The sequence below is a fragment of the Gardnerella nova genome (assembly GCF_049244055.1).
GTDB lineage: Bacteria > Actinomycetota > Actinomycetes > Actinomycetales > Bifidobacteriaceae > Bifidobacterium > Bifidobacterium vaginale_H.
In genome coordinates, this window is record NZ_CP058369.1 from 822,004 (window position 1) to 845,173 (window position 23,170).

The 23,170-nt window shown below is 46.4% G+C and carries 11 protein-coding genes and 1 pseudogene; all 12 read right to left on the reverse strand.

The window, feature by feature from the left end:
- Nucleotides 1–28: 28 nt before the first annotated feature.
- The 12 genes and pseudogenes from HXT56_RS03395 to metE all read right to left on the reverse strand — a co-directional run bounded on the left by HXT56_RS03395 (nt 29) and on the right by metE (nt 22,769).
- Nucleotides 29–1,066 carry a dihydroorotate dehydrogenase gene (locus HXT56_RS03395; protein WP_421778457.1) on the reverse strand — a complete coding sequence of 346 codons (1,038 nt, stop codon included), beginning with the start codon at nt 1,064–1,066 and terminating at the stop codon, nt 29–31.
- A 5-nt stretch (nt 1,067–1,071) separates the two neighbouring features.
- Nucleotides 1,072–1,968 carry a dihydroorotate dehydrogenase electron transfer subunit gene (locus tag HXT56_RS03400; RefSeq protein ID WP_421778458.1) on the reverse strand — a complete coding sequence of 299 codons (897 nt, stop codon included), beginning with the start codon at nt 1,966–1,968 and terminating at the stop codon, nt 1,072–1,074.
- Between the two features lie 108 nt (nt 1,969–2,076).
- Nucleotides 2,077–3,120 (reverse strand): orotidine-5'-phosphate decarboxylase, encoded by a 1,044-nt coding sequence (gene pyrF / locus HXT56_RS03405; protein WP_421778459.1) that lies wholly within the window; start codon nt 3,118–3,120, stop codon nt 2,077–2,079.
- A gap of 30 nt (nt 3,121–3,150) precedes the next feature.
- Complete coding sequence (locus tag HXT56_RS03410; protein WP_421778460.1) at nt 3,151–4,563, reverse strand: dihydroorotase; 1,413 nt, start codon at nt 4,561–4,563, stop codon at nt 3,151–3,153.
- A 98-nt stretch (nt 4,564–4,661) separates the two neighbouring features.
- Nucleotides 4,662–5,927, reverse strand: a complete 1,266-nt coding sequence (pyrB, locus tag HXT56_RS03415) for an aspartate carbamoyltransferase (protein WP_250309505.1) — start codon at nt 5,925–5,927, stop codon at nt 4,662–4,664.
- Nucleotides 5,928–6,069: 142 nt separating this feature from the next.
- The gene (locus HXT56_RS03420; protein ID WP_116711858.1) at nt 6,070–6,402 is read right to left on the reverse strand and encodes a type II toxin-antitoxin system RelE/ParE family toxin; all 333 of its coding nucleotides are present in this window, start codon (nt 6,400–6,402) and stop codon (nt 6,070–6,072) included.
- The gene (locus HXT56_RS03425; protein WP_421778461.1) at nt 6,402–6,635 is read right to left on the reverse strand and encodes a hypothetical protein; all 234 of its coding nucleotides are present in this window, start codon (nt 6,633–6,635) and stop codon (nt 6,402–6,404) included. Before HXT56_RS03425 ends, HXT56_RS03420 begins: the two co-directional genes overlap by 1 nt.
- A gap of 81 nt (nt 6,636–6,716) precedes the next feature.
- Nucleotides 6,717–10,004, reverse strand: a complete 3,288-nt coding sequence (locus HXT56_RS03430) for a bifunctional [glutamine synthetase] adenylyltransferase/[glutamine synthetase]-adenylyl-L-tyrosine phosphorylase (RefSeq protein ID WP_421778462.1) — start codon at nt 10,002–10,004, stop codon at nt 6,717–6,719.
- A 700-nt stretch (nt 10,005–10,704) separates the two neighbouring features.
- Nucleotides 10,705–10,851, reverse strand: a complete 147-nt coding sequence (locus HXT56_RS03435) for a hypothetical protein (RefSeq protein WP_421778463.1) — start codon at nt 10,849–10,851, stop codon at nt 10,705–10,707.
- Nucleotides 10,852–11,033: 182 nt separating this feature from the next.
- Entirely contained in the window at nt 11,034–19,007 is a 7,974-nt protein-coding gene (locus tag HXT56_RS03440) for a peptidase (RefSeq protein ID WP_421778464.1), read from the reverse strand.
- 559 nt (nt 19,008–19,566) lie between these two features.
- Nucleotides 19,567–20,423: pseudogene (gene metF, locus HXT56_RS03445) on the reverse strand (methylenetetrahydrofolate reductase [NAD(P)H]).
- Nucleotides 20,424–20,426: 3 nt separating this feature from the next.
- Nucleotides 20,427–22,769 carry a 5-methyltetrahydropteroyltriglutamate--homocysteine S-methyltransferase gene (gene metE / locus HXT56_RS03450; protein WP_421778465.1) on the reverse strand — a complete coding sequence of 781 codons (2,343 nt, stop codon included), beginning with the start codon at nt 22,767–22,769 and terminating at the stop codon, nt 20,427–20,429.
- Nucleotides 22,770–23,170 lie beyond the last annotated feature (401 nt).

The window sequence follows — 23,170 nt, forward strand, 5'->3', positions numbered from 1 at the left end:
CTTTCTTAATTTCAGCGCCAAGTTAATTTCAGCGCCAAGTTTTGCCTTCAGCAAGCAAAGACGCAAGTTTCGGACGCGAATCAAGCAAATCGTCAAGCTCGCGCGCAATTCGAATCGGAGCAGTAGGGTCCACCAAAGCGGCAGCACCAACTTCTACAGCATTCGCGCCAGCATACAAGTATTCAAGCGCTTTTTCGCCAGAATCAATGCCACCAATGCCAATAATCGGAATATCTGGCATAGCCTGGCGAACTCTCCACACGAATCCAAGTCCAATCGGGAAAATAGCAGGGCCGGAAACGCCGCCCGTGCGGTTTGCAATAATCGGCTCGCCAGTTCGAATATCAATTCGCAAACCAACCAGCGTGTTAATCATGCTTAAAGCGTCCGCTCCAGCGTCAACAGCAGCTTTGCAAATCGACACAATATCCGTCACATTTGGCGTCATTTTTACGATCATTGGCTTATCAGTCATTGCGCGAAGACGCGTAATTAAACGATGTAATGCCACCGGATCCGTGCCAACGCTCATTCCGCCGTGAGTTACGTTCGGGCAGCTTACGTTAATTTCAAGCATGTCCGCAGGAGAATCAGCGAGCTTTTCCACAACTTGCGCATAATCGTCGTCACTGTGGCCTGCAACATTAGTAATAACAAGCGCTCCCATGGACTTAAGTTTTGGCAACTCGTCTACTAAATAGTGGTCGACGCCCGGATTTTGCAAACCTACTGCGTTTACCATGCCAGAAGGCGATTCTGCCGTACGCGGAGAAGGATTACCCTCCCACGGTACCGGAGACACGCCTTTTGTGCAGATTGCGCCGAGCTGACTCACATCGTAAAAGCGACGGCAGGCTGCGAGCTGGAAAGTTCCGGAAGCAGTACCAACCATATTTTTCCACTTAACGCCCGCAACTTGAGTTGAGTGCTTCCATACGTGACTTGTATCGAAACCGAAAGTTTCAGCGGAATTTGTTGCGGAATTTGTTGCGGAATTTGTTGCGGAAATTGTCGCAGAATTTTCGTTATTTACAGAATTATTTACAGAATTATTTACAGCACTCATATTTTTTACTCCCAACCCAAACGATTCGCATCAAAAACAGGACCGTCATTGCAAACTTTCAGTCTGCCTTCCAAAGTGTCAACCACGCAAGCAACACAAGTTCCATAACCGCATCCCATACGCGCCTCAAGGCTCAGCTGACATTGCACGCCACGCTCATGCGCCCAATGAGCCACAGCTTTCATCATAGGCAAAGGCCCACAAGACAAAATAACCGTTGGCAAATCGTCGTCAAAATTAAAATGCTTAACTCTTTCAAGCTCGTCAAGAAGCGTAATAACAGTACCTTCAGCGTTCGTAATACTGTGTACGTCTGAAATATATTCTTTCATTAAGTCGTCTGCAAAACGCTTGCTACGGTAGCCGAGCACTGCCGTTACGCTAGAATCCTTACGCTCACTCAAAGCCTGAGCCGCACACATAATGGGCGGCACACCCAAACCGCCGCTAACCAACACATAATGCGCAGGCTGATCAATAGTAAAGCCCAATCCCAAAGGTCCAAGCGCATCCACAGTGTCCCCCGGCTTAAGCTTCGCAAACTCAGCGGTACCTTTACCAATCACAGCAAAAATCAGCGTAAACGCATCCCCCTCGACGCTTGCCACGCCAAAAGGACGAGGAAGCATGGCAGTTGCGTCTGGCGAATATAAATTCACGAATTGCGCAGGTTTAGCATGATGAGCAATCTCAGAATCTCGCAAAGTTAAACGGTACACGCCTTCGTCAAGCTTTTCGTTATTAAGCACTTCTACAGCCCTGCGCCCCCAAAGACGCGAGTATTTCGCATCGTCACTTTCGTTCGACGCACACGACCCATAAGAATCGAAAGCGTTGTCACGTAACGTAATTATGGCGTTTCCCGAAGCTTTTCGCGTTGGAATAAACATGCCATCACTCATGTGGTTTCCCCTGCCCTTGTATGTGTTGTACCGTTGCGTTTTGGTTTTAATTTTAGTTGTGTTCAGTTTTACTTTTTAGTTATACATTTTTATCTATACACGGCCTGTTTAGCGATAGACGGCCTGGCGCAAATCGTCGCGCATATTTCGCGCCGATTCAGCCGCAGATTCGCGCACAATCTCAAGCACATCTTCAAGTTGAAGTTTTCCTTGATTGTTAACGTAACCTTCCGACTTACGCCACGCTCCAATAATTCCGCGAGAAGAGTTCACAATAGCACCATCACCATTCACGTCAAACATTCCAGCAACATCGCCGGCGGTGCCACCTTGAGCGCCGTAACCTGGAACCAGGAAGAAAGTGTGCGGCATCAACTCTCGCAAACGCTTGCCTTCTTCCGGATGCGTGGCGCCAACAACAGCTCCTACCCTGGAGTAGCCGCGCTTGCCAACGCTTGACGCACCCCAACCTTCAATCAAATCCGCCATATGCTCGTAAACTGGTCTACCGTCTTGCAAAATAAGCTCCTGAAGCTCCTTACTAGACGGATTTGACGTGCGAAGCAGCACAAAAATACTTTTATCGTGCGCAACCGCTTCGTCAATAAAAGGCTTCACGCCGTCCGAACCCATATAAGGGTTGACAGTAAGCGAATCTTCGTGCCAAACGTCCAGATTATTAGAGCTTTTTAGAAGATTTTTAAGAGATTGAGACAATGCGTTACCATTAGTGGTTTCATCGTCAAAATATGCGGAAAGATTAGCAAAACCGCTTAAATGAGCCGCATACTGGCTTGCTGTGGAACCAATATCTCCGCGCTTAGCGTCTCCAATTACAAGTAATCCTTGCGATTTTGCGTATTCGCAAGTCATTGCGTACGTGTCCATTCCGGCGGAACCTAGAGCTTCATACATTGCGATTTGTGGCTTTACAGCAGGCACAATATCTGCAACCGCGTCAATAATCGCGCGATTAAACTCAAAATAAGCCGTAGCTAAAAGCGTTGGCAGCGCATCTTCACCGTCTACTTCTTGCAAAACTTCGTCTGCAAGACCGTTAATAATTTCCGCAGGCACAATCCCAGGCTTAGGATCTAATCCCACAACGCTAGGATTCTGCTTTGCTGCAATCGCTTCAATTAATTCGTCCATAATTTTCTACCAAACAAACTTCCACTACAATCACATTCTCGAGAACGCAATTTCCGAACCAATAATTGTCGCCACTGGCCTGCCCGTAAGCTGCCAGCCGTCAAATGGCGTGTTTCGCGCTTTAGAATGGAAGGAATTTGCGTCAACCGTCCACCGCTCACGCATATTAATCAGCACTAAATCAACATTTTCAGGATGCTCAGTAATGCTTAAACGCAACGTACGCTTATTTGCGCAGCGCGAAGAAACGTTCAGCAAAGCCGCAATATCCGTAGGTCTTCTGCTCATTAATTGCATCGGATTTACTGACATCAATTCAATTAAGTGCTTATCGTCCGTGTATCCCGCATCAACCAACACTTTGCGGCACACGCCGTATGCGCACTCGAGACCAATAATTCCGTTAGGAGTTTTTGCAAAATCTCCCGACTTTTCTTCCGCAGTGTGAGGCGCGTGATCTGTTGCAATCATGTCGATTGTGCCATCTGCAATAGCGGCAAGCGTCGCCTGACGATCCGCTTTAGAACGAAGCGGCGGATTCATTTTTGCCATTGCACCGTACTTCAGCACATCCTCATCGCACAAAGCCAAGTAGTGAGGAGCCGTTTCGCAAGTAATTGGCAAACCCGCTTTTTTCGCTTTACGAATCGCCTCAAAAGCTGCGGCCGTGCTCACATGCTGGAAGTGCACGTGTACTCCCGTTTCGCGGGAAGCATCAATATCTCGCTGAACGATTGCAAGCTCGGTTGAAGCTGGAATTCCGCCAACCCCGAGCATTTTTGCAACCGGGCCCTCATTCACAGCTCCAGTATCGTGATGCTCGCAATGTTCAACGAACGGCAAACCAGTTTCTTTCGCCATAGCTAGCACATCGCGCAAAATTGGTTCCGGTACCGCAGATCCGTCGTCGCTTATGGCGGTAATTGGATGCTTTTTCATTGGGGATGTTTTTTCGTCATCCTCAATTCCAGCAACATACTTTTTCCACAGTTCAATATTGCTTGGGGCTAATCCTTTACGTCCCAAAGATGCGCACACGCTCACATCGTAGCGAACCGGCAATTTTACGCCATAAATGCAGCCGTAACACTGTAAATAGTCGATTACGTTTTCTACGTCGAACGGAGCATCCTCCCAAGGTTCGCCATCTACCGCAGGAACAGTATTCGGCATAATCAACACTTGCGTATAACCGCCGGCAGCAGCAGCCTCGCTTCCTGTTTGCATGGTTTCTTTTGCCGTTTGACCCGGGTCCCTAAAATGCACGTGCGGATCCGCAAAACCAGGAGCAACAATCCAATCGCTTGCGTCAATATCGCCAGTAACGCGTGCATTCTGCTCAATAAGAGCATCTTGGCGAACGCCGTCCACAATAAGATCGATTCGCTCGCCAGTATCCCACACGGAGATATTGCGCAAAGTTAAAGTGCGTGCTTCGTTCATATCACTCCTAGTTTTGCGTAAATTGTAGTTATTAAATTGTAGTTATTAAATTTTTATTATTACTTGATTACTGTAATAATTTTACTGCACTTGCAAGGTTAGGCACGCGCTTCTTCGTCACAATACATGCAACGATATTCATGCCTGTCGGATTCAGCCTTATAGAATTTACGCTGCAACGTCAGTTCGCTGTTGGTTATGCAGCGAGGATTTGGGCAGCTAAGATTTTCAGGCGCACTTTCGTCGGTTACGTGTACGCGAGGATCCGCTAAGGAAATTCCGTGAGCGTCAACTGCTTGCAGCTCGTCTTCTGGAACGTTCACAAAATCAGTTGGCTCGTATCCGCAAAGTTCGTCACCAAGAACGGAACTTTCCAAAGCCATGCGCATAAGCATACCGTTTTTAACCTGCTCAAAGTATGCGGCGCGTGGGTCGTCGTCAACATCAACAGCAATTTCGTTAATTCGAGGAAGTGGATGCAGCACTGGCATATGCGACTTTGCTTTCTGCAATTTTTCTTCCGTCAAAATGTATGTGTCACGCAAACGCAAGTATTGCTCACGATCCGTAAAACGCTCTTCTTGCACGCGAGTCATGTAAAGCACGTCCAATTTGCCGATTACTTCCATCAAATCGCGAGTTTCTTCGTAAATGCAAGAAGGAGTGTCGCTAATGCGGTCGATTACGTACTGCGGAGTTTTAAGCTCATCCGGGCTAATTAGCACAAAATGAACGTTTCCAAAGCGGCACAACGTTTCAATAAGCGAATGAACTGTACGACCGTACGTTAAGTCGCCGCACAAGCCGACGGTAAGATTGTTCAAGCGACCAAATCGCGCAAGAATCGTCGCCAAATCTGCAAGAGTTTGCGTAGGATGCATGTGGCCGCCGTCGCCCGCGTTAATAATAGGCGTGCTAACTGCTTGCGTTGCAACGAAAGCGGCGCCTTCCTTCGGGTGACGCATAGCTACTACGTCAACATAATTTGAAACGACTTTCAAAGTATCGTTTACTGTTTCGCCTTTACTTGCGCTGGAAAGTTGCGCACCTGCAAAACCGATTACTTTGCCGCCCAAACGCAGCATTGCGGTTTCAAAACTTAAACGTGTGCGCGTGCTCGGCTCATAAAAAAGAGTGGCCAACACTCTGCCATCGCAAGTGTGGGCCACTTCTTTACGGTGCGAATCGATGTATCGCGCTTTGTCTAAAAGCATTCGTATTTGAGCTGTGGAAATGTCGTCTAACGTTACCACGCTTTTGCCGGCTAACGATTGAGCAATTTCGTCACGAGAAAAAACTTGAGGGGAAGAAACAGGAATATTAGAAGTAATAGAAGAATTAGAAGCGTTCATTGCGTTCGTCATAATAAATACCGCTTACCTTTCGTCAGTTGGCAAGACGGCCGCGATCGTACGCGACCTACGTAATATTACTGATTAGCGTTGACGAATCCCCCACCCGGAGTGGCGAACAGCTATAACTTATTATGCAACATTTAATAAGTACTCAATCCAATAAATCTATTTGTTCCAATACAGTTTGTTGATTACGTTTACCATAAGTAACCTTCAAAATATAAACTGTATTTTCTTCTAAAACAACTCTGTAATAAACAAGAAAATTCTTTACAACTATACGACGCACGCCAAGTGAATTCCAAGGCTCATACTTGACTACAGGTGCAAATTGAGGGAAAAGAGAAAGTCTTTTAATACTAGATTTAATAAGATGAATAATTCTTACAGAAGTTTTCTTAGAAATATTAGATGCAATATAGTCTCTTATATTTTTTAAATCATTTTCTGCATCTTGAGTAATAAGAATATCAAAGGAACTCATTACAAGCCCTTTTCTAACTCAGCAAAAACATCCGCATACGGGCGCACTAAACCAGAAACTGATTGCTTATAACTATGCATAAGTTTGGCAGCAAAATCAGTAGATAATAATTCATCATTTTCTTCTAAATTCTCACTACTGACTGCTTGTTTTATAGTTGCAGAAGCATCAGCATAAAAAACTGAAGAGTCAGCTCTTTCTTTTACATCATTACTTAATACCGCATTTTTCATTAAAAATCACCTCCCGTCTTGTAATTATAACCTACAACAAAGAATGCAACAATAAATATAAAGTGACTAAAGATGAAATGATTAACGACCGTAGAAAAGGCGAGACATTATTTCGCGACACTGACGCATAATTGCCAGAAGATCGTTTTCAAAAACGCGGCCCTGGTTCGGCTCGTAACCAAGGTAAGTTGCAATACCGCCAAGCGAATACGAGTCAGTTGGAATAATGTCTGCGCGAGACATTGAACCAGACCACAAAAAGTTCGCGTTGCGCACAGCCGAACACATATGCCAGCAGCGTTCCAAAACTTGCGCATCTTCCTCACTTATTAAACGCTCAGATTGCAACGCTTTCAACGCTTGCATCGTACCAACCACACGCAACGACTCACGCTGGCCAGCGCACTGCAATTGAAGAAGCTGAACAGTCCACTCAACGTCGCTTAAACCGCCGCGACCAAGCTTCAAATGCCTATCTCGGCTTACCCCTCGAGGCAAACGTTCCGCTTCCATACGCGCCTTTAACTTACGAATTTCAGCAATCTGCGACTCGCTAAGCGGATTTACAGCGTAACGCAAATCGTTCACAACGCCGTTAAGCAACGCATCTGCCAATTCTTTGGAACCTGCAGCAAAACGCGCACGAAGTAACGCTTGATGCTCCCAAGTACTCGCCCAATTTCGATAATACTTTTCGCAAGATTCTAGCGAGCGCACAAGCGGACCATCTTTACCTTCCGGACGCAAATCCAAATCAACCATAATTTTTGGCTCAAGAGTGAGCGAACCCTGCAAAATATTGCGCAAAATATCTACAGTTGTTTGCGCAAAATGGTGCGCCACGTTTACATCACAATCTTCACGAATCGGCTTATAAACAACCATCATGTCTGCGTCCGAACAGAAGTTTACTTCCCTACCCCCGTAGCGGCCGAGCGCAATAATCGCAATTTCAGCTTCAGGAGCATTGAGATTCATAGACAAAGCAGACTCGCGCATCGACCATTGCAAAGCCGCGTCCAAAACAGCGTCAAAAACGTCACTCATAGCGCGCATAGACGTATCGTCGTCAATAAGCCCACACATCCAAGATAAAGCCACGCGCTCAATTTCCTGCCGGCGAAGCGCGCGCAAAGACTGCGCAAAATCCGCAATATTACTGGCGTAGCGCGCAACCATCGCACTAGTTTGCATGTCAAGACTGGCTCTATCTCGCGCAGCCAACGCTTCGTCGTCACCAAGCCAGGTAATCGACTGCATTGACTGCATCATTGCCTCACCCAAGTAGCGCGAGTCAGCCAAAACGTGGCACAAACGCTGGGCTGCAGAAGGAGAATCGCGCAAAAAACCAAGATACGTGTTCTTACCGCCAAAACGTTCGGCAAGACGGCGCCAAGCGAGCAAACCCATATCTGGATTCTGACCATCACCAAGCCACTTCAACACTGCCGGTAGCAAAATGCGGTGAATTTTAGCAGCCCGGGAAAGTCCTTCCGTGAGCGCTTCAACATGCAACTGAGCTGCGCGAGCATCCGCAAAACCAATAGACGCAAAGCGCGCGCGAGCAGCCTCCGGCGAAAGCACAATAGGATCCGCATCCGTTTGAGCGTTAATCGGAAGCATAGGACGGTAGTAAATATCCTTGTGCAAGTGTCTAATTTCGCGACGAGCTTTATCAAAACGCTCAACCAACTCCTCCGGGCGAAGTCTCACAGCACGCGCAAGACGACGAATCTGATCATTATCGTTAAGCTGCTCGGTAGAAATTGTGCGCGCGCGATCCAAGCCTCCGTTACCTTGCGCACCCAAATCTGGGAACAAATGCGTGCGGTGCATGCTCCACATTTGCTGGCGATGCTCAAGCACACGCTCAAAACGGTAGTGTTCTGCCAAAATTACCGCCTGCGATCTGGAAACGTAGCCGCCCTGAGCCAACGCCTGCAGTGCGGAAATCGTATCGCGCACGCGAAGCGAAGCATCCTCACTCCCGTGCACAAGCTGCAGCATTTGCACCGTAAACTCAACGTCACGCAAGCCGCCCTTACCAAGTTTCATATCTAAATCGCGCTGAGAAGCCGGAATCAAAGATTCTACTCGCTGACGCATGTGCTGGCAGTCAGCCACAAAATGCTCGCGTCCAGAAGCCTTCCAAATAAGCGGCTCCACCATAGCTCGGTAATCTTTTCCAAGTGCCATATCACCCGCAGCGGGACGCGATTTCAAAAGCGCCTGAAATTCCCAACTACTCGCCCACTTTTCGTAATACTCGCGGTGAGATGCTAAGCGTCGAACTAGCGGACCATCCTTACCTTCCGGACGAAGCGCAGTATCAATCTGCCATAGTGGAGGCTCCACGGAACCAGCAACCACCGACTGACACACTTTTTGCAACACCATCGCTATAGACGCACCAATGCGCAAAGCTGCATCTTGCTGCTGTACGTCAGTTGGCTCTACTACGTAAATCAAATCAATATCGGAAACATAATTGATTTCTTGCGCACCAAGCTTTCCCATGGCGATAATTGCGAATCGGCACGCCGAAGAACCAGTCACTTGACCGCGCGCAATTGCTAAAGCGGCCTCCAAAGCGGCATCGGCCGCGTCAGAAAGTTTACGGCTTATGTCCGGTTGCACTTCCATTGGGTCCGCACTGGCTAAATCCGCCGCCATAATCGCAGCCACCTGCTCACGGTAGCGGGCACGCAACGCGGAAACGGCTTGCGCAAAGCCTAAGGAGGTAATAGGAATAGTGCAAAAATCGTCGCTTTTAGAAGATGAGGAAGCTGAAGAAACTGAGGAATTATCTACTGAACTTTTTTCAGGCAAAACTACCGTTGCACTATAAGCCTGAATCGCAGCAAACAAATCCTCTCGCCTCTCATCTAAAGTCATGGAGAACAAGTGATCAGGGTCGTAAGAGGCAGCTTCTACAAGATGAGGATGCGTGCGCATAAGCATTGCCATGGCGTTAGAAGCACCAAGAACCTGCATAAGATAAGCGAGCGGCCGCGTAATTGAACTAGTCGATATTGACGCAATTTTTTCAATAAGTTGGGGCTGAGCCTGAGCAATATCTCTCAGCGCAAGAACCGCAGCGTCCGGATCTTCCGCACGAGTGACACATTCAAGAATAAGTTGCGGATTAATAAATTTTTTATCGCAATCTTCACAAATATCTGCTATTGCTTTGCGAGCAGCATCTGGGCGAGCAAAACCTGCTTTAATAAGGGTTCGTGAGGTGAGTGCAGGGGTGGATGCGGAGTTTAGTGCGGAATTAGTTGCGGAATTTAGTGCGGAATTGATTTCGCTGGTTTCGTTAAAGCTATTTTCAGCAGTTGTACTATCTGTTTTGTTCGCACTTTCCATACCGCAACTTTACATTGCGGTGGTGTACAAGAATAAGTTGCGTGGGTTCAGCCTGTGGATTTATTTGTTCGCAAATTTATTTGCTATTTTGTTTTGTGAGATTCTTGAGTATCGTCTATGAGTTTTGGCTGATGTTTTAGGTTGTTGCTTTGATGAGTCTAAAGAAATTTCAGCATCGTGTACAATGCTCGTACACTTTGTGTGTACTCGCTGCTGAGCTTGCGTTGAAAGCACCCCGTGCTTTCAACTTTGAGCAAGCTCACGCTCCGAGTTGCTTTCGCGCGCGCAATACTGCGCTCAAGCAGGTCGTCGCGCCCAGTCCTTCGTCGCTCTGGTCTTAATTGTTCGTAATGAGACGCTCGCGTTTTATTACGCTCGCTCGCGAAACTCGCGTTGGAAGTCCCCCGGACTTCCAACTTAAGCGAGTTTCCGCATTGAAGTGCCTACGCGCGCTACGCTTTAAGCGCTCCGGCAAGTCAATGCGCCTAGTCCTCTTTTAGCACTCTGCTCGAAATTTCTTTAGACTCTGAGTTAATAATCTTTAACACAAAACTCATAGACTCGTGCAAAAAAGTTACGAAATTGCGTGGTTTACTAAGTGCAACTAAAGTCACGCAACTAAGCTGCGGTTGAGTGCGTAGATAGGAGTGTCTGGTGTGGTGTGCGCAGCAGCGAGAATGCTAGTGGCTTCTAGGTAATATTACTCAACGTGTGCAGCAGCGCGAATGCTAGTGTTCACTATGCAACAGTACTCAGCGTCTGCAGAGCATTGATACAAAGCTTCTGGAACATTTGCCGGAGTTTTTTCTCCGGCGTTTGTAGCTGATTTGACTGTTTTATGGAACATTTACCGGACTTTTTCCTCCGGCGTTTGTAGCTGCGTTGGTGCTTTTATGGAACATTTGCGGGAAAATCTCCGGCATTTGCGCGACAACCTGCTTTCGCGCTCAAAGCGTAGCGCGCGAAAAATCCCTCGCAAATTCACCTTGAGATAAATTTGCGAGGGATTTTACTTAACTATGTGCGAGGTTATTTGTCGGAGTGCTTGCGACGGCGAGACACACCAGCAAAACCTAAGCCGGCAAAAATAGCAGATGCCCATGCAAACAAGGAAACACCTGCACCGGTATTCGCAATCTTTCCACCGCGATTACCTTTGCCTTCGTACATCTCTATGCGACGAAGCAGCACGCCGCTGGCGTCACGCAACTCAGCACCGGCAGTATTAACCATGTCACGAGAAGCGTTGGCATCAGCCACCACGCCCTGAGCATTAGCAAGAGCATCATCGTAACGTTTAACCTCAACGCTACCAGCAAGACGCTTGTACGCCTCACTATGCTGAGAAACAACGCGCAACGCATCATCAATAATCTGCTGCAAACCAGACTTATCAACGCTCTGAACTATAAGCGGGTTCTGATCGCCAAGATGACCATAGCCAATACCGGTACCAAAACCAGTACCAGAACCTCCATTGCCCAAGGAATTAAACTTGTCGATAATCACGCGCTTAGCTTCCTCAAGACGCTGCAACACTTCATCAATCTGGGCTTGACTAGTATTCACAGCATCCAACACGCGCTTAGCTTCCTCAAACGCTTGCTTGTACGAATCAAGATCTCGAGACTCAGCAACAATATACGCAGTAGACTTACGGAACAACGGATCAGAATCAACCGCAGAACGCAAAGCAGACTTATCTACCGAATACTTCTCGATAATAATACGCTTAATTTCCTGAAGACGAGTCAACGCAGCCAACACCGCAGAACGAGTCGCGTGAGGATCTTCCAACACGCGGCGAGCATCTTCAAGCGCACGCTTATACTCATCAAGCTCCGGAGTGCCAACAGCATTCTTATAAGCAAGCGAATCCTCAAACTTGGAATCACCAGAACCCTGGCCATCAGACTCAGAATCAGAATCATCCTTCGACTTCGCAACCTCATCCTTAAGCGCTTGCTTCTGCGTGGCATACTCATCGTTAATCACACGCTTAGCATCCTGAAGCTTCTTCAAAGCGGCATCAACTTGAGCCTGCGTTGCTTGAGGATCCTTAAGCACAGAATTAGCTTCGTCGAGAGCCTTCTTATAAGCTTCAGCCTCAGGAGAACCAACGGCATTCTGATACTCAGGAGTCTTGGTGAAATCACCATCAGCATCGGACTCAGTTTGCAAGGCAGCCTTATCGGTCTTGTGAGAATCCGTAAGCTTCTTCTTAGCGTCCTGGAGCTTCTTCAAAGCCTCATCAACTTGAGACTGCGTTGCATTAGCGTCGCCAAGAACCTTATTCGCATCCTCGAGAGCCTTCTTGTAGGCTTCAAGATCTTGCTTAGAAGCATCGTCACCCTTAGATTGAGCGTTTAGATACTCAGGAGACTTAGTGAAATCACCATCAGCATCCGCTTCAGACTTAAGCTTAGAAGAATCAGTCCTATAACCGTCCGTAAGCTTCTTCTTCGCATCCTCGAGTTTCTTCAAAGCAGCGTCAACCTCGGTCTGAGTTGCGTTCTCATTGCCGAGTACGGAATTCGCCTCATCAAGCGCCTTCTTATACTCGTCAAGAGCCTGCTTAGAAGCATCGTCACCCTTAGCTTGAGCGTTTACGTACTCAGGAGACTTGGTGAAGGCAGAATCCTTACCAGCTTCAGTGCTCAAATCAGACTTATTGGTCGCATACTCGTCCGTAAGCTTCTTCTTGGCGTCCTGGAGAGCCTTTAGAGCGTCGTCGAGCTGCTTTTGGGTTGGAGCCTGAGTCATGCCTGTTGGGAGAGGATCTTTTACTGTGCCATCATTGCGATTGAAGGCACCGAGGAGCCTCTTGGCTTCCGCGAGCTTGTCTTTATAGTCGTCAAGAGCTTGCTTAGCAGCGTCATCACCCTTAGCAGTCGCGTTCTTGAACGCAGGAGTGTTCTCGAATACGTCGGTGCTGGTGTCGTCCTTGCCGTCCTTAGACTTATCAACTTCTTGTTGCAAGTCATGCGGGCTAGTGACGTAGTTCTTAGTGATCTTATCCTTAATTTCCTTCAGATTCTTAAGAGCCTCGTCTACCTCTTGCTGGGATGGGACATCCTTAGCATCAGACTTTGGCTTACCGTTCTCATCGAACTTGTTAAGCAAAGTCCTAGCTTTCTTCAACGCTTCCTTATAAGCAGTGACATCAGCATTATCCTTGCCGTCATCAGTCTTCTTAGAATCAGCGTTCTTAAACTCGGTAGTAGCCTCAAAGTCATCTTTACCAACGGTAGTTGCACCATCAGCAGTAGACTTCGCAGCTTCAGTCTTCAAATCCTTAGCGTTAGTTGCAAAGGCATCATCGATATCTTTCTTTGCCTTTTGCAAATCAGTCAGAGCATCGTCAACCTGCTTCTGAGTTGGACGATCTTCTGGCTTTGCATTTGGATCAGGATTCTTCACCTTGTTGATGAGTTCATTCGCAGCCTTGAGTTTTTCGTTGTAAGCTTCTAGCTTCTTGGTTGCAGACGTATCTTTCTTTGCATCGTCTTCAGATTCAGCATCCTTCTTCGCAAGTGCATTCTTGTACGCAACCGACGCCTCGAATGGAGGAACAACCGGCTTGCCGTCTTGATCCTTATCGCCAACTTCGTTCTTAATCTTGTCGACGTTAGTCTTGTAATTTTCAGTTATCTTCTTTTGTGCAGTAACAAGTTGCTTCACTAACGCGTCGACTTCCGTTTGCGTCATCTTGCTTGTATCCTGCAGTTTTGTAGCAATTTTTTCAACAAGCTTGCTTAAGCCAGGATTCTGATCGGTTCCATCCAAGTCCTTACCAGCCTGCTCATGCTTAGCGTTGTTAGCGTCATCCTTGATGTCAGTAGCATTCTTGTATTCAGGAGTCTTCTTGAATACATCTTCTGCGTATTCCTTAGCTTGCTTAAGCTTATCAACGTTTGTCTTATAGCCGTCGGTAATAGCCTGCTTAGCTTGCTTCAAGGCCTCAAGAGCATCATCAATCTGTTTCTGAGTTGGATGATCGCTGAGTGTCTGGGATGCGTTATCTTGCGCTAACTTGCGTGCCTTTGCCAAAGCATCCTTGTACGCTTTCACATCATCGTTGTCTACCTTATTACCGTCAGTACCGTCCTTCTTCTTAGCATCAGCGTTCTTGAACTCTGGCGTATTCTCGAAGTCGTTTTCAGTAACAGCAGCATGCTCTGGAGTAGACTTATTAGCTTCCGCCTCAAGATCAGTAGTAACGGTCTTGTAGTTGTCATCAAGCTTCTTGCGTGCTTTATCAAGAGCATCAAGCGCATCGTTGATGTCTTTTTGCGTTGGCTTTGCGTCTTGCGGCGTATCAGCGCTGTCATGCTTCTTCAAAAGATCCTGAGCTTTTGTCAAAGCCTTATCGTAATCGGCCTTAGCCTGCTTGGCAGCATTGTTCCTGGTGTCATCAGGCTTGCCATCAGCAGTTAAGAAATGAGGATCAGAGACGTTGCGGTATGCGTCGGAATCCTTTGTGCCCTCGACGGCAGGATTTGCACCCTCTGCGTCTTTACCGTTCTTATCAACGCTATCCTTGAGCTTGGTGGTGTCGGTGTTGTAAGCATCAAGAGCTGCACGTTTCTCTTTCAAGGTCTTAAGTGCTTCATTGACTTCATTCTGCGTTGCATCAGGATTCTTGAGCAATTCTTTTGCCTTGTTGAGAGCTTCACCATAATCGTTCGCAGCCTTACGAGCAGCAGTATTCTTAGCAGAATCCGCATTGCCATCATCGCCTAAGTACTGGTGCACCGAAGCATTCTTATATGCAGGCGTCTGCTTGGTAGCATCATCCTCGTTAACAGACTTAAGCAGCTCGTCGGTCTTAGTTGCAAACTTGTTCAAGTCAGCAACAGCTTTGTTAAAATCTTCAAGAAGCTTTGTCACATCCCTATTCAAAGGCTGACCCTTAGCATGCGCTTGCAACTTCTTAAGCGCATCTTTGTTGGTCATGTCAATATTTTGATCTGGAATAACAGACTCTGGGATTTCTGTATCACCTTGCTTATCCTTAGGAAGCTTGTTGTCAAAAGCATCATGAAGCTTTTGAAGTGCCTTTTCATAAGCTTCTTGAGCTTTCTTAGCATCCGATCCTTCAGCACCGGCAGAAGCATTTTTGTAAGCAGGGCTATTCTTAATAGCCAGACTGTTAAGCAATGCGGCAGAAATCTTGCTGGTATCCGTGGCGTACTTATCGATTACCTTACGGGCTTCTTCGAGCGCAGTCTTTGCAGCATCAATCTCTGTTTGCTTTGGCTTCTTGGACTCTTCCGTTTCCTTAAGCTTCGCACTTAACGCCTTGGCCTTCTGGTAAGCATCATTGTAGGCTTTGAAGTCCTTAGCAGCTTGAGAGTTTTCACCATCCTTATTGGCTTGATCAAACGCATTGAAGTACGCTGGCATAAGGTAGCCACTCACATTGTTTGCGATTGCCTTTGTAAGGTCGTTGTCATCGGACTTATAATTGTTATGCAATGCGTTTTCGGCTTCTTCAAGCTTTTGTTTAGCTTCGTCAACTTGCGCCTGTGTTGCTTTTTCGTTCTTAAGAACTTCACGAGCCTTAGATAATGCATTGTTATAGTTATCAATTGCATTCTTAGCAGCTTGCTTTTCAGCTTCATTTGCGCCGTTAGTCTGCTTGTTAAGCGCATTCTTATAGAACACGCTCTGCTTGCTTTCATCTGAGTCAGGATTATCAAAACTCTGCTTTTCGGCAGTTATAAGCTTTGACTTATCCGTAGCTTTAGCATCAAGCGCCTTCTTAGCAGCCTCAAGAGCTGTAATAGCTGCATTAACGTCCTTTTGAGAAGCGTTAGGATCTGTCGACAAACGAATTGCTTCCTCTAGCGCATTATCGTATGCTTCACGCTCACTATCAGTTGAATTTTTATATGTTGGGTCAGCTTTCTCTAATTTCTGATCAACAGTAAGATTATTCAAAGTATCGTTCGTATACTCATACACATGACCATGCTCAGCAAGCGCAGCATTAAGCTTGTCCTTGTTAGTGCTAAATTCGTTAAGCTTTGCGCGAGCAGCGTCAAGCTTAGCCTTGGCATCGTCAACAGCCTTCTGAGTGGCGTTGGCGTCGCTGTTTACATTATTGGCGTCTTCGAGAGCCTTTTCGTAAGCTGCTTTAGCATCTTTTGCAGCTTGGTTCTTCTTGGCATCAGGATTGCCATTAGCATCCTTAAAGTCAGGGTCGCTTACGTTCTTGAACTGGTTCGTTGCTTGCGTAAGCGTTGCAGGATTGTTGCCTTCAGCAGCTTTACCGTTCTCGTCAATCGAGGCCTTTAGCTTTTCCTTGTCAGTGTCAGGGCCATCAAGCTCGGCGCGTGCCTTGTTAAGATTGATCGTCGCGTTGTCGATTTGCGCCTTCTGCTGCTCGGTAAGGTCTTTTTCTTGCTTGTCCTTTACAGTTGCAAGCAAGTCTTTTGCAGTTTGCAACGCCTTATCGTACGCCTCTTTCTTCTTATCAGAAGCGTTGTAATAGGCTGGCTGCGTTGGAACGTCCTTGCCCTCAACGTTTTCGGTCTTGTGCTCACCAATCGACTTCGAAAGATCATCCTTCTTATGATTCGTCTGCGGCACAAAGATAACGTTAATTGCCTTAGGTGTATTCCAAGGTTGATTGCCGTTTTCCATGTAAACATTTCTGTACATCGTCAATCCATACGGCAAAACAAACAGGCGCGCTTTATATACCTTGTCTTTTTTAGCAGCAACAAATACCGGCTTAGCGTCTTCATCCCAAGAATACGAACCAGCAATAGACTCTGTATCACCGAGGTTCACGCCAGAATTAGAAACCTTCTGACTATACTGCCAGTAAGCACCGCTCATATTACCAAGCGACAACTCAGTTGTAGGTTGATCATTTTTGATCACGTAGCCTACATGCGACTTCTTGGCTTTTCCATCCACGCCCTCGTGATCAAGCTTCTCGTTGCCTGTGAGGTCACGTAAACCAGAATTCTTATCCTTTGGCGTAGCTTTCAACAAATCAAGAATCTTATTTGTATCAAACTCTTGAGCCTTAGTTGGGTCGTAGCGATAGATAATAGTCTTCTTATCTTCGCTCCAAGAGAGACCCTCATCACTGTCACGACCGTCAATCTTATTTTGCTTCCACGAAACGTCGTAATCCTTGCGAATATCCGCCAAACGCGTGAGCTTGTGCGCCTTTACGTCAGAAGTAAACTCGGCAACAGCCTTATCGGTCTTGATCTTAACGGTAATCGTGTTTTCCGCCTGACCATTCGAGATGCCCTTATTAGAGTCACCAGTTGCAGTAAGATTGCCCTTAAGATATTCAAGCGAAATCTGGTTCTCGTAGTCGGTAGCGCTTAAACCAAGTTCTGGATTATCTTTATTAGCTTCGTAAATAGCCTTCTTAATGCGCGCAATCTCGGCATTGTTGTAAGCGAGTGGGTTGTAAACAATGGTTGCTTTATCGGCTGCAGGAACGGTAATGTCTTTTTCTTCAATCTTCTTCAACACGAGGTCGCGCAAAGGAATCTTAGGAGCGTCATTTGGATCCACACCGTCGAAGTTGATTACAGCTTCGCCCTTATCGTTGAAAGTAACCTTGTCTTGTGGCACATGATTAAGCTGTGCAAGCTTCTTGCAGATGTCCGCCTTTTGGTCGTCTGTAAGTTTATTAATATCAACATCATCCACAATCGGCTTATCGATACGCGTATCGTAGCGCGCAACCGTAAGCGGAATAGCCTCAGACTTAAAGCCCAAATCCGTAACCATATAGGTGTTAAGAGTCTTAGCACCAACTACATAAGTCTTATTTGTTGCGCCTTTAGCTGATGTTTCCTTATTAATAGCATCAAACGTAGCCTTGTCGTAAGCATCATCAGACTTTACGTTAATATTTTGCGTAAACGCTCCAGAAAGCTGATCATTTACCGACTTTTTATCGCTACGCGCGGTTTCAACATTGCCAGCTTCAGTAATTGCTGCTTGAACCTTTTCAGGAGTAAGCTCTTGGTTATACTTAAGCACCACAGAGCTGGAAGTCTTTGGCGGCACAAGCGTTACAGCGCGGAATACGTTTGTTTTATAAGCAATAGTTTCTTTATCATTACCATCTTTAGTTACATACAGGAAAATAGAGCGACTGGCTGTATACTTCTCAGCGCCGCCAATATTTCCATTTCTAAAAAGTGTGCTCATTTCAAGAGTTGCAGATCTGTCGGGATTAGCAGTAAATATATATTCGCCAGAATAAGCTTGATGTTTGTTTGGATTTCCCGAGTAAAAATCAATACCTTTCTCACTTTTTTCATTATTGAAACCGTTTGTCTTAGAAGGGAAAATAGCAATACTGGTAATCTTGCTACCATCTTTTGGTGCTGCAAAGTGGAAAGTAACAGTGTGCTTTTCGCCATTTACGCTATACGTGTTGTCTGAGCTTCCCCAAGCATACGCATTTGGCATAGTGTCAGCGTTATTCTCGTTAATTTCAATCTTGGTGCTGCCATCAGTTTGAGCAACTGGATTAATTTTATTAGGATCTTGGTTTTCTGCATTACTATTAGAAGCGCGATCCTGATTTTCAGCACTCAGATCACGCTTTGCACGCTTCTTTGCAGCAGTCGCTTTACCTTTATTATCGTCAGTAGTTGCAGGATTCTTAGACTTATCATCTTCCGGATTTACTACAGACTGCTTATCCTTATCGCCCGCAGAATCGCCATCTGCAGCGCCATTATTATTATCATCGTCACTAAGAGCAGCAGCAACAGCATCAATATCATTATCGCTAATATCAGTCACAGGAGCTGGCGCCGGACTAGTCAAAGCACCAGCCTCCGCCGCCATCGCCGGAGTTGCTCCAAAAGCAAATGCCGCACCAGCCAACACGCCTGCAGCACCAACCGTAAATGCCGCCACTTTGCGCGCCTTTACAGCCTTAGAAATTGCGTTACTTACTGCAGCGTCTAATGTTACCTTGCGTGCGTGCCTTCTGGAATTTGAACTAGCCATTATGATATCTCCTTAATATCAATTCTCTCTGAACAAGTCTTTATGAATTTATTAGTGAAGAGCTTTGTGCAGTAAGCAAACGCTGATTGAACTACGGAAGTACATATCAAACTTCTGCTCAGCTCTCAAAAGCACGATCTCTTTTATTGAGATTCGCATTCAATAGTACCGAATATACGAATATTTTGCAACGTATTTGTTATGATGTATAGCCCACAAGCCCCCCCCCCCCGCGAGCCTTTATTTCAACGTTTATGGCAGATTTTTACGGTTAAAATCAATATAGTAAATGTAAGCTAGATTACAGTTTTAATGGCGATTCTAAACGTATGTTTAGTATAAAACGCCATTATTTTATGTATTTATGCATAGATGTACATTTATATACAGTCGCACGCAGCCATGCAACCAGACACAGTCGCACACAGTCACAAGCAGTAACACACGGTCTTACACAGTCCCACAGATAAAACTTATCTCGTAAGCGCACTTAACATGCACGCTCACGAGATAATAATCAAAAAGTTACTGCTGGAAAGTTAGCGATTCTTACGCGCTCCTACCCAATTTTCGTAAACAGCGGCTTCACATTCGACCAAATCCTGCGCGCAATACCCGGATGATTCATCGTATACAAGTGAATACCATCCACTCCTTCAGCAATTAAATCGTTAATCTGCTGAGAAGCAAAAATACTGCCAGCATCACGCAAGCACTCAGCGTTACTTCCCCAACGATCCATCATTGCGGAAACTTGCGAAGTAATACGAGACGAACACAAGCTCGTCATGCGCTTAACTTGCGAAGCATTCGCCACAGGCATCACTCCAGCCTCAATCGGCACAGTAATACCAGCCGCACGCGCCAAATCACGAAAACGCAAAAAATCCTCGTTATCGTAAAAAAGTTGCGAAATTAAGTAAGTATAACTCCCGCATCAACCTTGCGCTTCAGATTATCAATATCCGCCTGCAAACTTTCCGCTTCCGGATGCTTCTCCGGATAGCAAGCGCCCAAAATAGGCAAATCCGGGCGCTTGGAACGAATATAGGACACCAAGTCACTAGCATGCTCAAAAACGCCTGCCGCCTCCTGGCCAGCAATCACGTCTCCGCGCAAAGCCAAAACACCAGAAACACCAGCATTATCAAACATTTCCAAAGCTTCATCAACAGCATCATAATCAAGGTAGCGAGCTGTTAAATGAGCAACCGCGTCAATACCGTATTCGGAGCGAATAGTATTCGCAATACGCGCAGTAGCAGTACGATCCTGCAGCTTTCCAGTGCCGTAAGTAACCGAAATAAAATCCGGGTCAAGACCTTGCAAACCATCCAAAGTATCGTAAATCGTACCAATAGGAGATGTTCGCTTAGGAGGAAAAACTTCCAGCGAAAACTTTGGTTTATAAGCCACAACTCACCCCCTGCTCGGCTGATCGTTTAGCTTGTTATCTTGCAATTCTTCCCTAACCTCTTTAGCAGTAGCAACAAGATTCTCCAAGCTTGGCCAAGTTTCAGCGTCGCCACGAGTTTTAAGACCGCAATCCGGGTTAATCCAAAGCTTCTCAGCAGGCATCTTACGCAAAATCTCGTGAATACGCTCCACAAGCTCCGCCTTACCAGGAACGCGCGGAGAATGAATATCGTAAACGCCAGGGCCAGCCTCAGTCTCAAAATGCGCGTCATGAATAGCGTCAAGCACAACCAAGTCGCCTCGAGAAGCCTCAAAAGAAATCACATCCGCATCCATAGCATCAATGTCGCGAATAATGTCATTAAACTCCGAATAGCACATGTGCGTGTGAATTTGCGTAGTCGCAGCAACTGCAGAATGAACAAGGCGGAAAGCAGCAATCGCCCAATCCAAATACTTCTTATGCCAATCAGAACGACGAAGCGGCAACTTCTCACGCAAAGCAGCCTCATCAATCTGAATCACACGAATACCCGCACGCTCCAAATCCAACACTTCATCGCGAATAGCGAGCGCCAACTGCTGAGTCTGCTCCTCGTGAGTAATATCTTCGCGAGGCCAAGACCAGTTAAGAATCGTCACAGGGCCAGTAAGCATGCCCTTAACAACGTGCTTCGTGCAACTTTGAGCGTAAGCGCTCCACGCCACAGTAATCGCAGACTCACGAGAAACATCCGACCACACGATTGGAGGCTTCACGCAGCGAGTACCATAAGACTGCACCCAAGCGTTCTTCGTAAACTTAAAGCCGCGCAAATGCTGGCCGAAATATTCAACCATGTCGTTGCGCTCAAACTCACCATGCACAAGCACATCCAAGCCAATCTGCTCCTGATGCTCAATGCACTTGGCAATGCGCTCGCGCATAAACTCGTCGTAATCTTCACGCGAAATCTCACCCTTGCGAAGAGCGGCACGAGCGTTACGAATATCCTTAGTTTGCGGGAAAGATCCAATAGTAGTCGTTGGCAAATCCGGCAAGCCAAGCGCTTCCTTTTGCAAACGCTGACGTTCCGCCCTTTCCGGCAGTCGCACAAAATCGTTCTCGCTAAGATTAGACAAACGCTTAGCAACAGTTTCGTCAGTTCGCACTCGAGAACCGTCGAACAAAGCCTGATTCTTTGCTAAAACATTACTTTCCTTACGAATTTCGTCACCCACGTTCGCAAGCGAAGCAATATCGTGAATCTCCTGCAACTTTTCAACAGCAAATGCAAAATGTTGCAAAACGTCCACACCCAAAGCATCCTCACCAAAAGTGCTGAACGGCACATGCAAAAGCGAGCAGGCAGTAGCGACAGCCACGCGATCCGTAACCTTTTCGCGCAAAGCATCAACCAAACCAAGGCTCACAGCGTAATCGTTACGCCAAATATTACGGCCGTTCACAACGCCCGCAAAAAGCGTAGTCTTATCGTTCACACCGTAACGTTCAAGCGCGGCAAGGTTTTCTTCCTTACCTTCCACCAAATCAACGCCAACACCGTCAAAACCAAGATTATTCACCGTTTCGTAAGCGTCAGCAATATGTCCAAAATACGTGTTGAGCAACACCTTAACGGACTGTTCGCGCGCCTGAAGAATCGGAGCATACAAATCCTCGAACAGCTGTAAGTCGCCCGGCTCCTTATCCAGAGACAAGTACGGTTCGTCGAATTGCAACCAAGTTGCGTGAAGCTCGCCAAAACGCTTCACAATGTTGGCATACGCGTTACCAAGTGCCGAAACCACAGCTTCAGAAGCTTCCAATTCTTGAGCTTCCGGAGTCCTCGCAAGCTTTAAGAACGTATAAGGGCCAATGAGCACCGGCTTCGTTATTACACCCTGAGATCGAGCTTCTATAAACTCGTCAAACGGTTTAGTACCAGCCAAATGCAAGCTTTCCGGATGCTCAACTTCCGGCACAATATAGTGATAGTTCGTAGTGAACCATTTTTTCATAGGCAGCGCAGTTACGTCACCCCGCTCACCTTGGTAGCCACGAGCTATAGCAAATAAAGTGTCCTCTTCATGCTCAAAGTTTAATTTTTGGTAGCGTTCAGGCACAGCACCCAATAAAATCGCTGTGTCAAGCATTTGATCATAATAGCTAAAATCATTGCTTGGAATTAAGTCGACGCCAGTTTCTGCCTGGATTCGCCAATGCTTAGCGCGCAGCAAACGAGCTATTTCACGCACTTCGTCTAAGCTCGCATCAGACTTCCAATAACGTTCAATAATTTTTTTCAATTCGCGGTCGGCACCGATACGCGGGAAGCCCGATACCGAAGTGAGAACAGTAGACATATACCCTCCAAACGTTTCTTGTAACTCGATTTAGCCTAGCAAAGAAATGCTTGAGAGTGGTCATTGAGGAACTTGGGGTGTCGTTATAAGCTTAATTTATATGCTTAATTTCGTGTTGTTTAATAACTAATCAGCTGTGAGCAATGGAAATTACTTGTCTCGCAGCGCTCCGCTCTGCATAGTTTATGAACAACTTTTGGTGTGGCGCGAGTTTTGGGAGATTTCTCTCCTCGCACGTCCCGTCCTTCGTCGCTCTGGTTGCTAAAGGTTTTTATGTCTGCTTCGTTCTCTATGTAACGTTGCTTCCTCAGTCCTCTTTTAGTGCTCGTAGAGAAATCCCCCAAACTCTGCGTGCTAATCGTTAATAACCTCATCTTATCGCAGAGATTTTTCGATTTTTC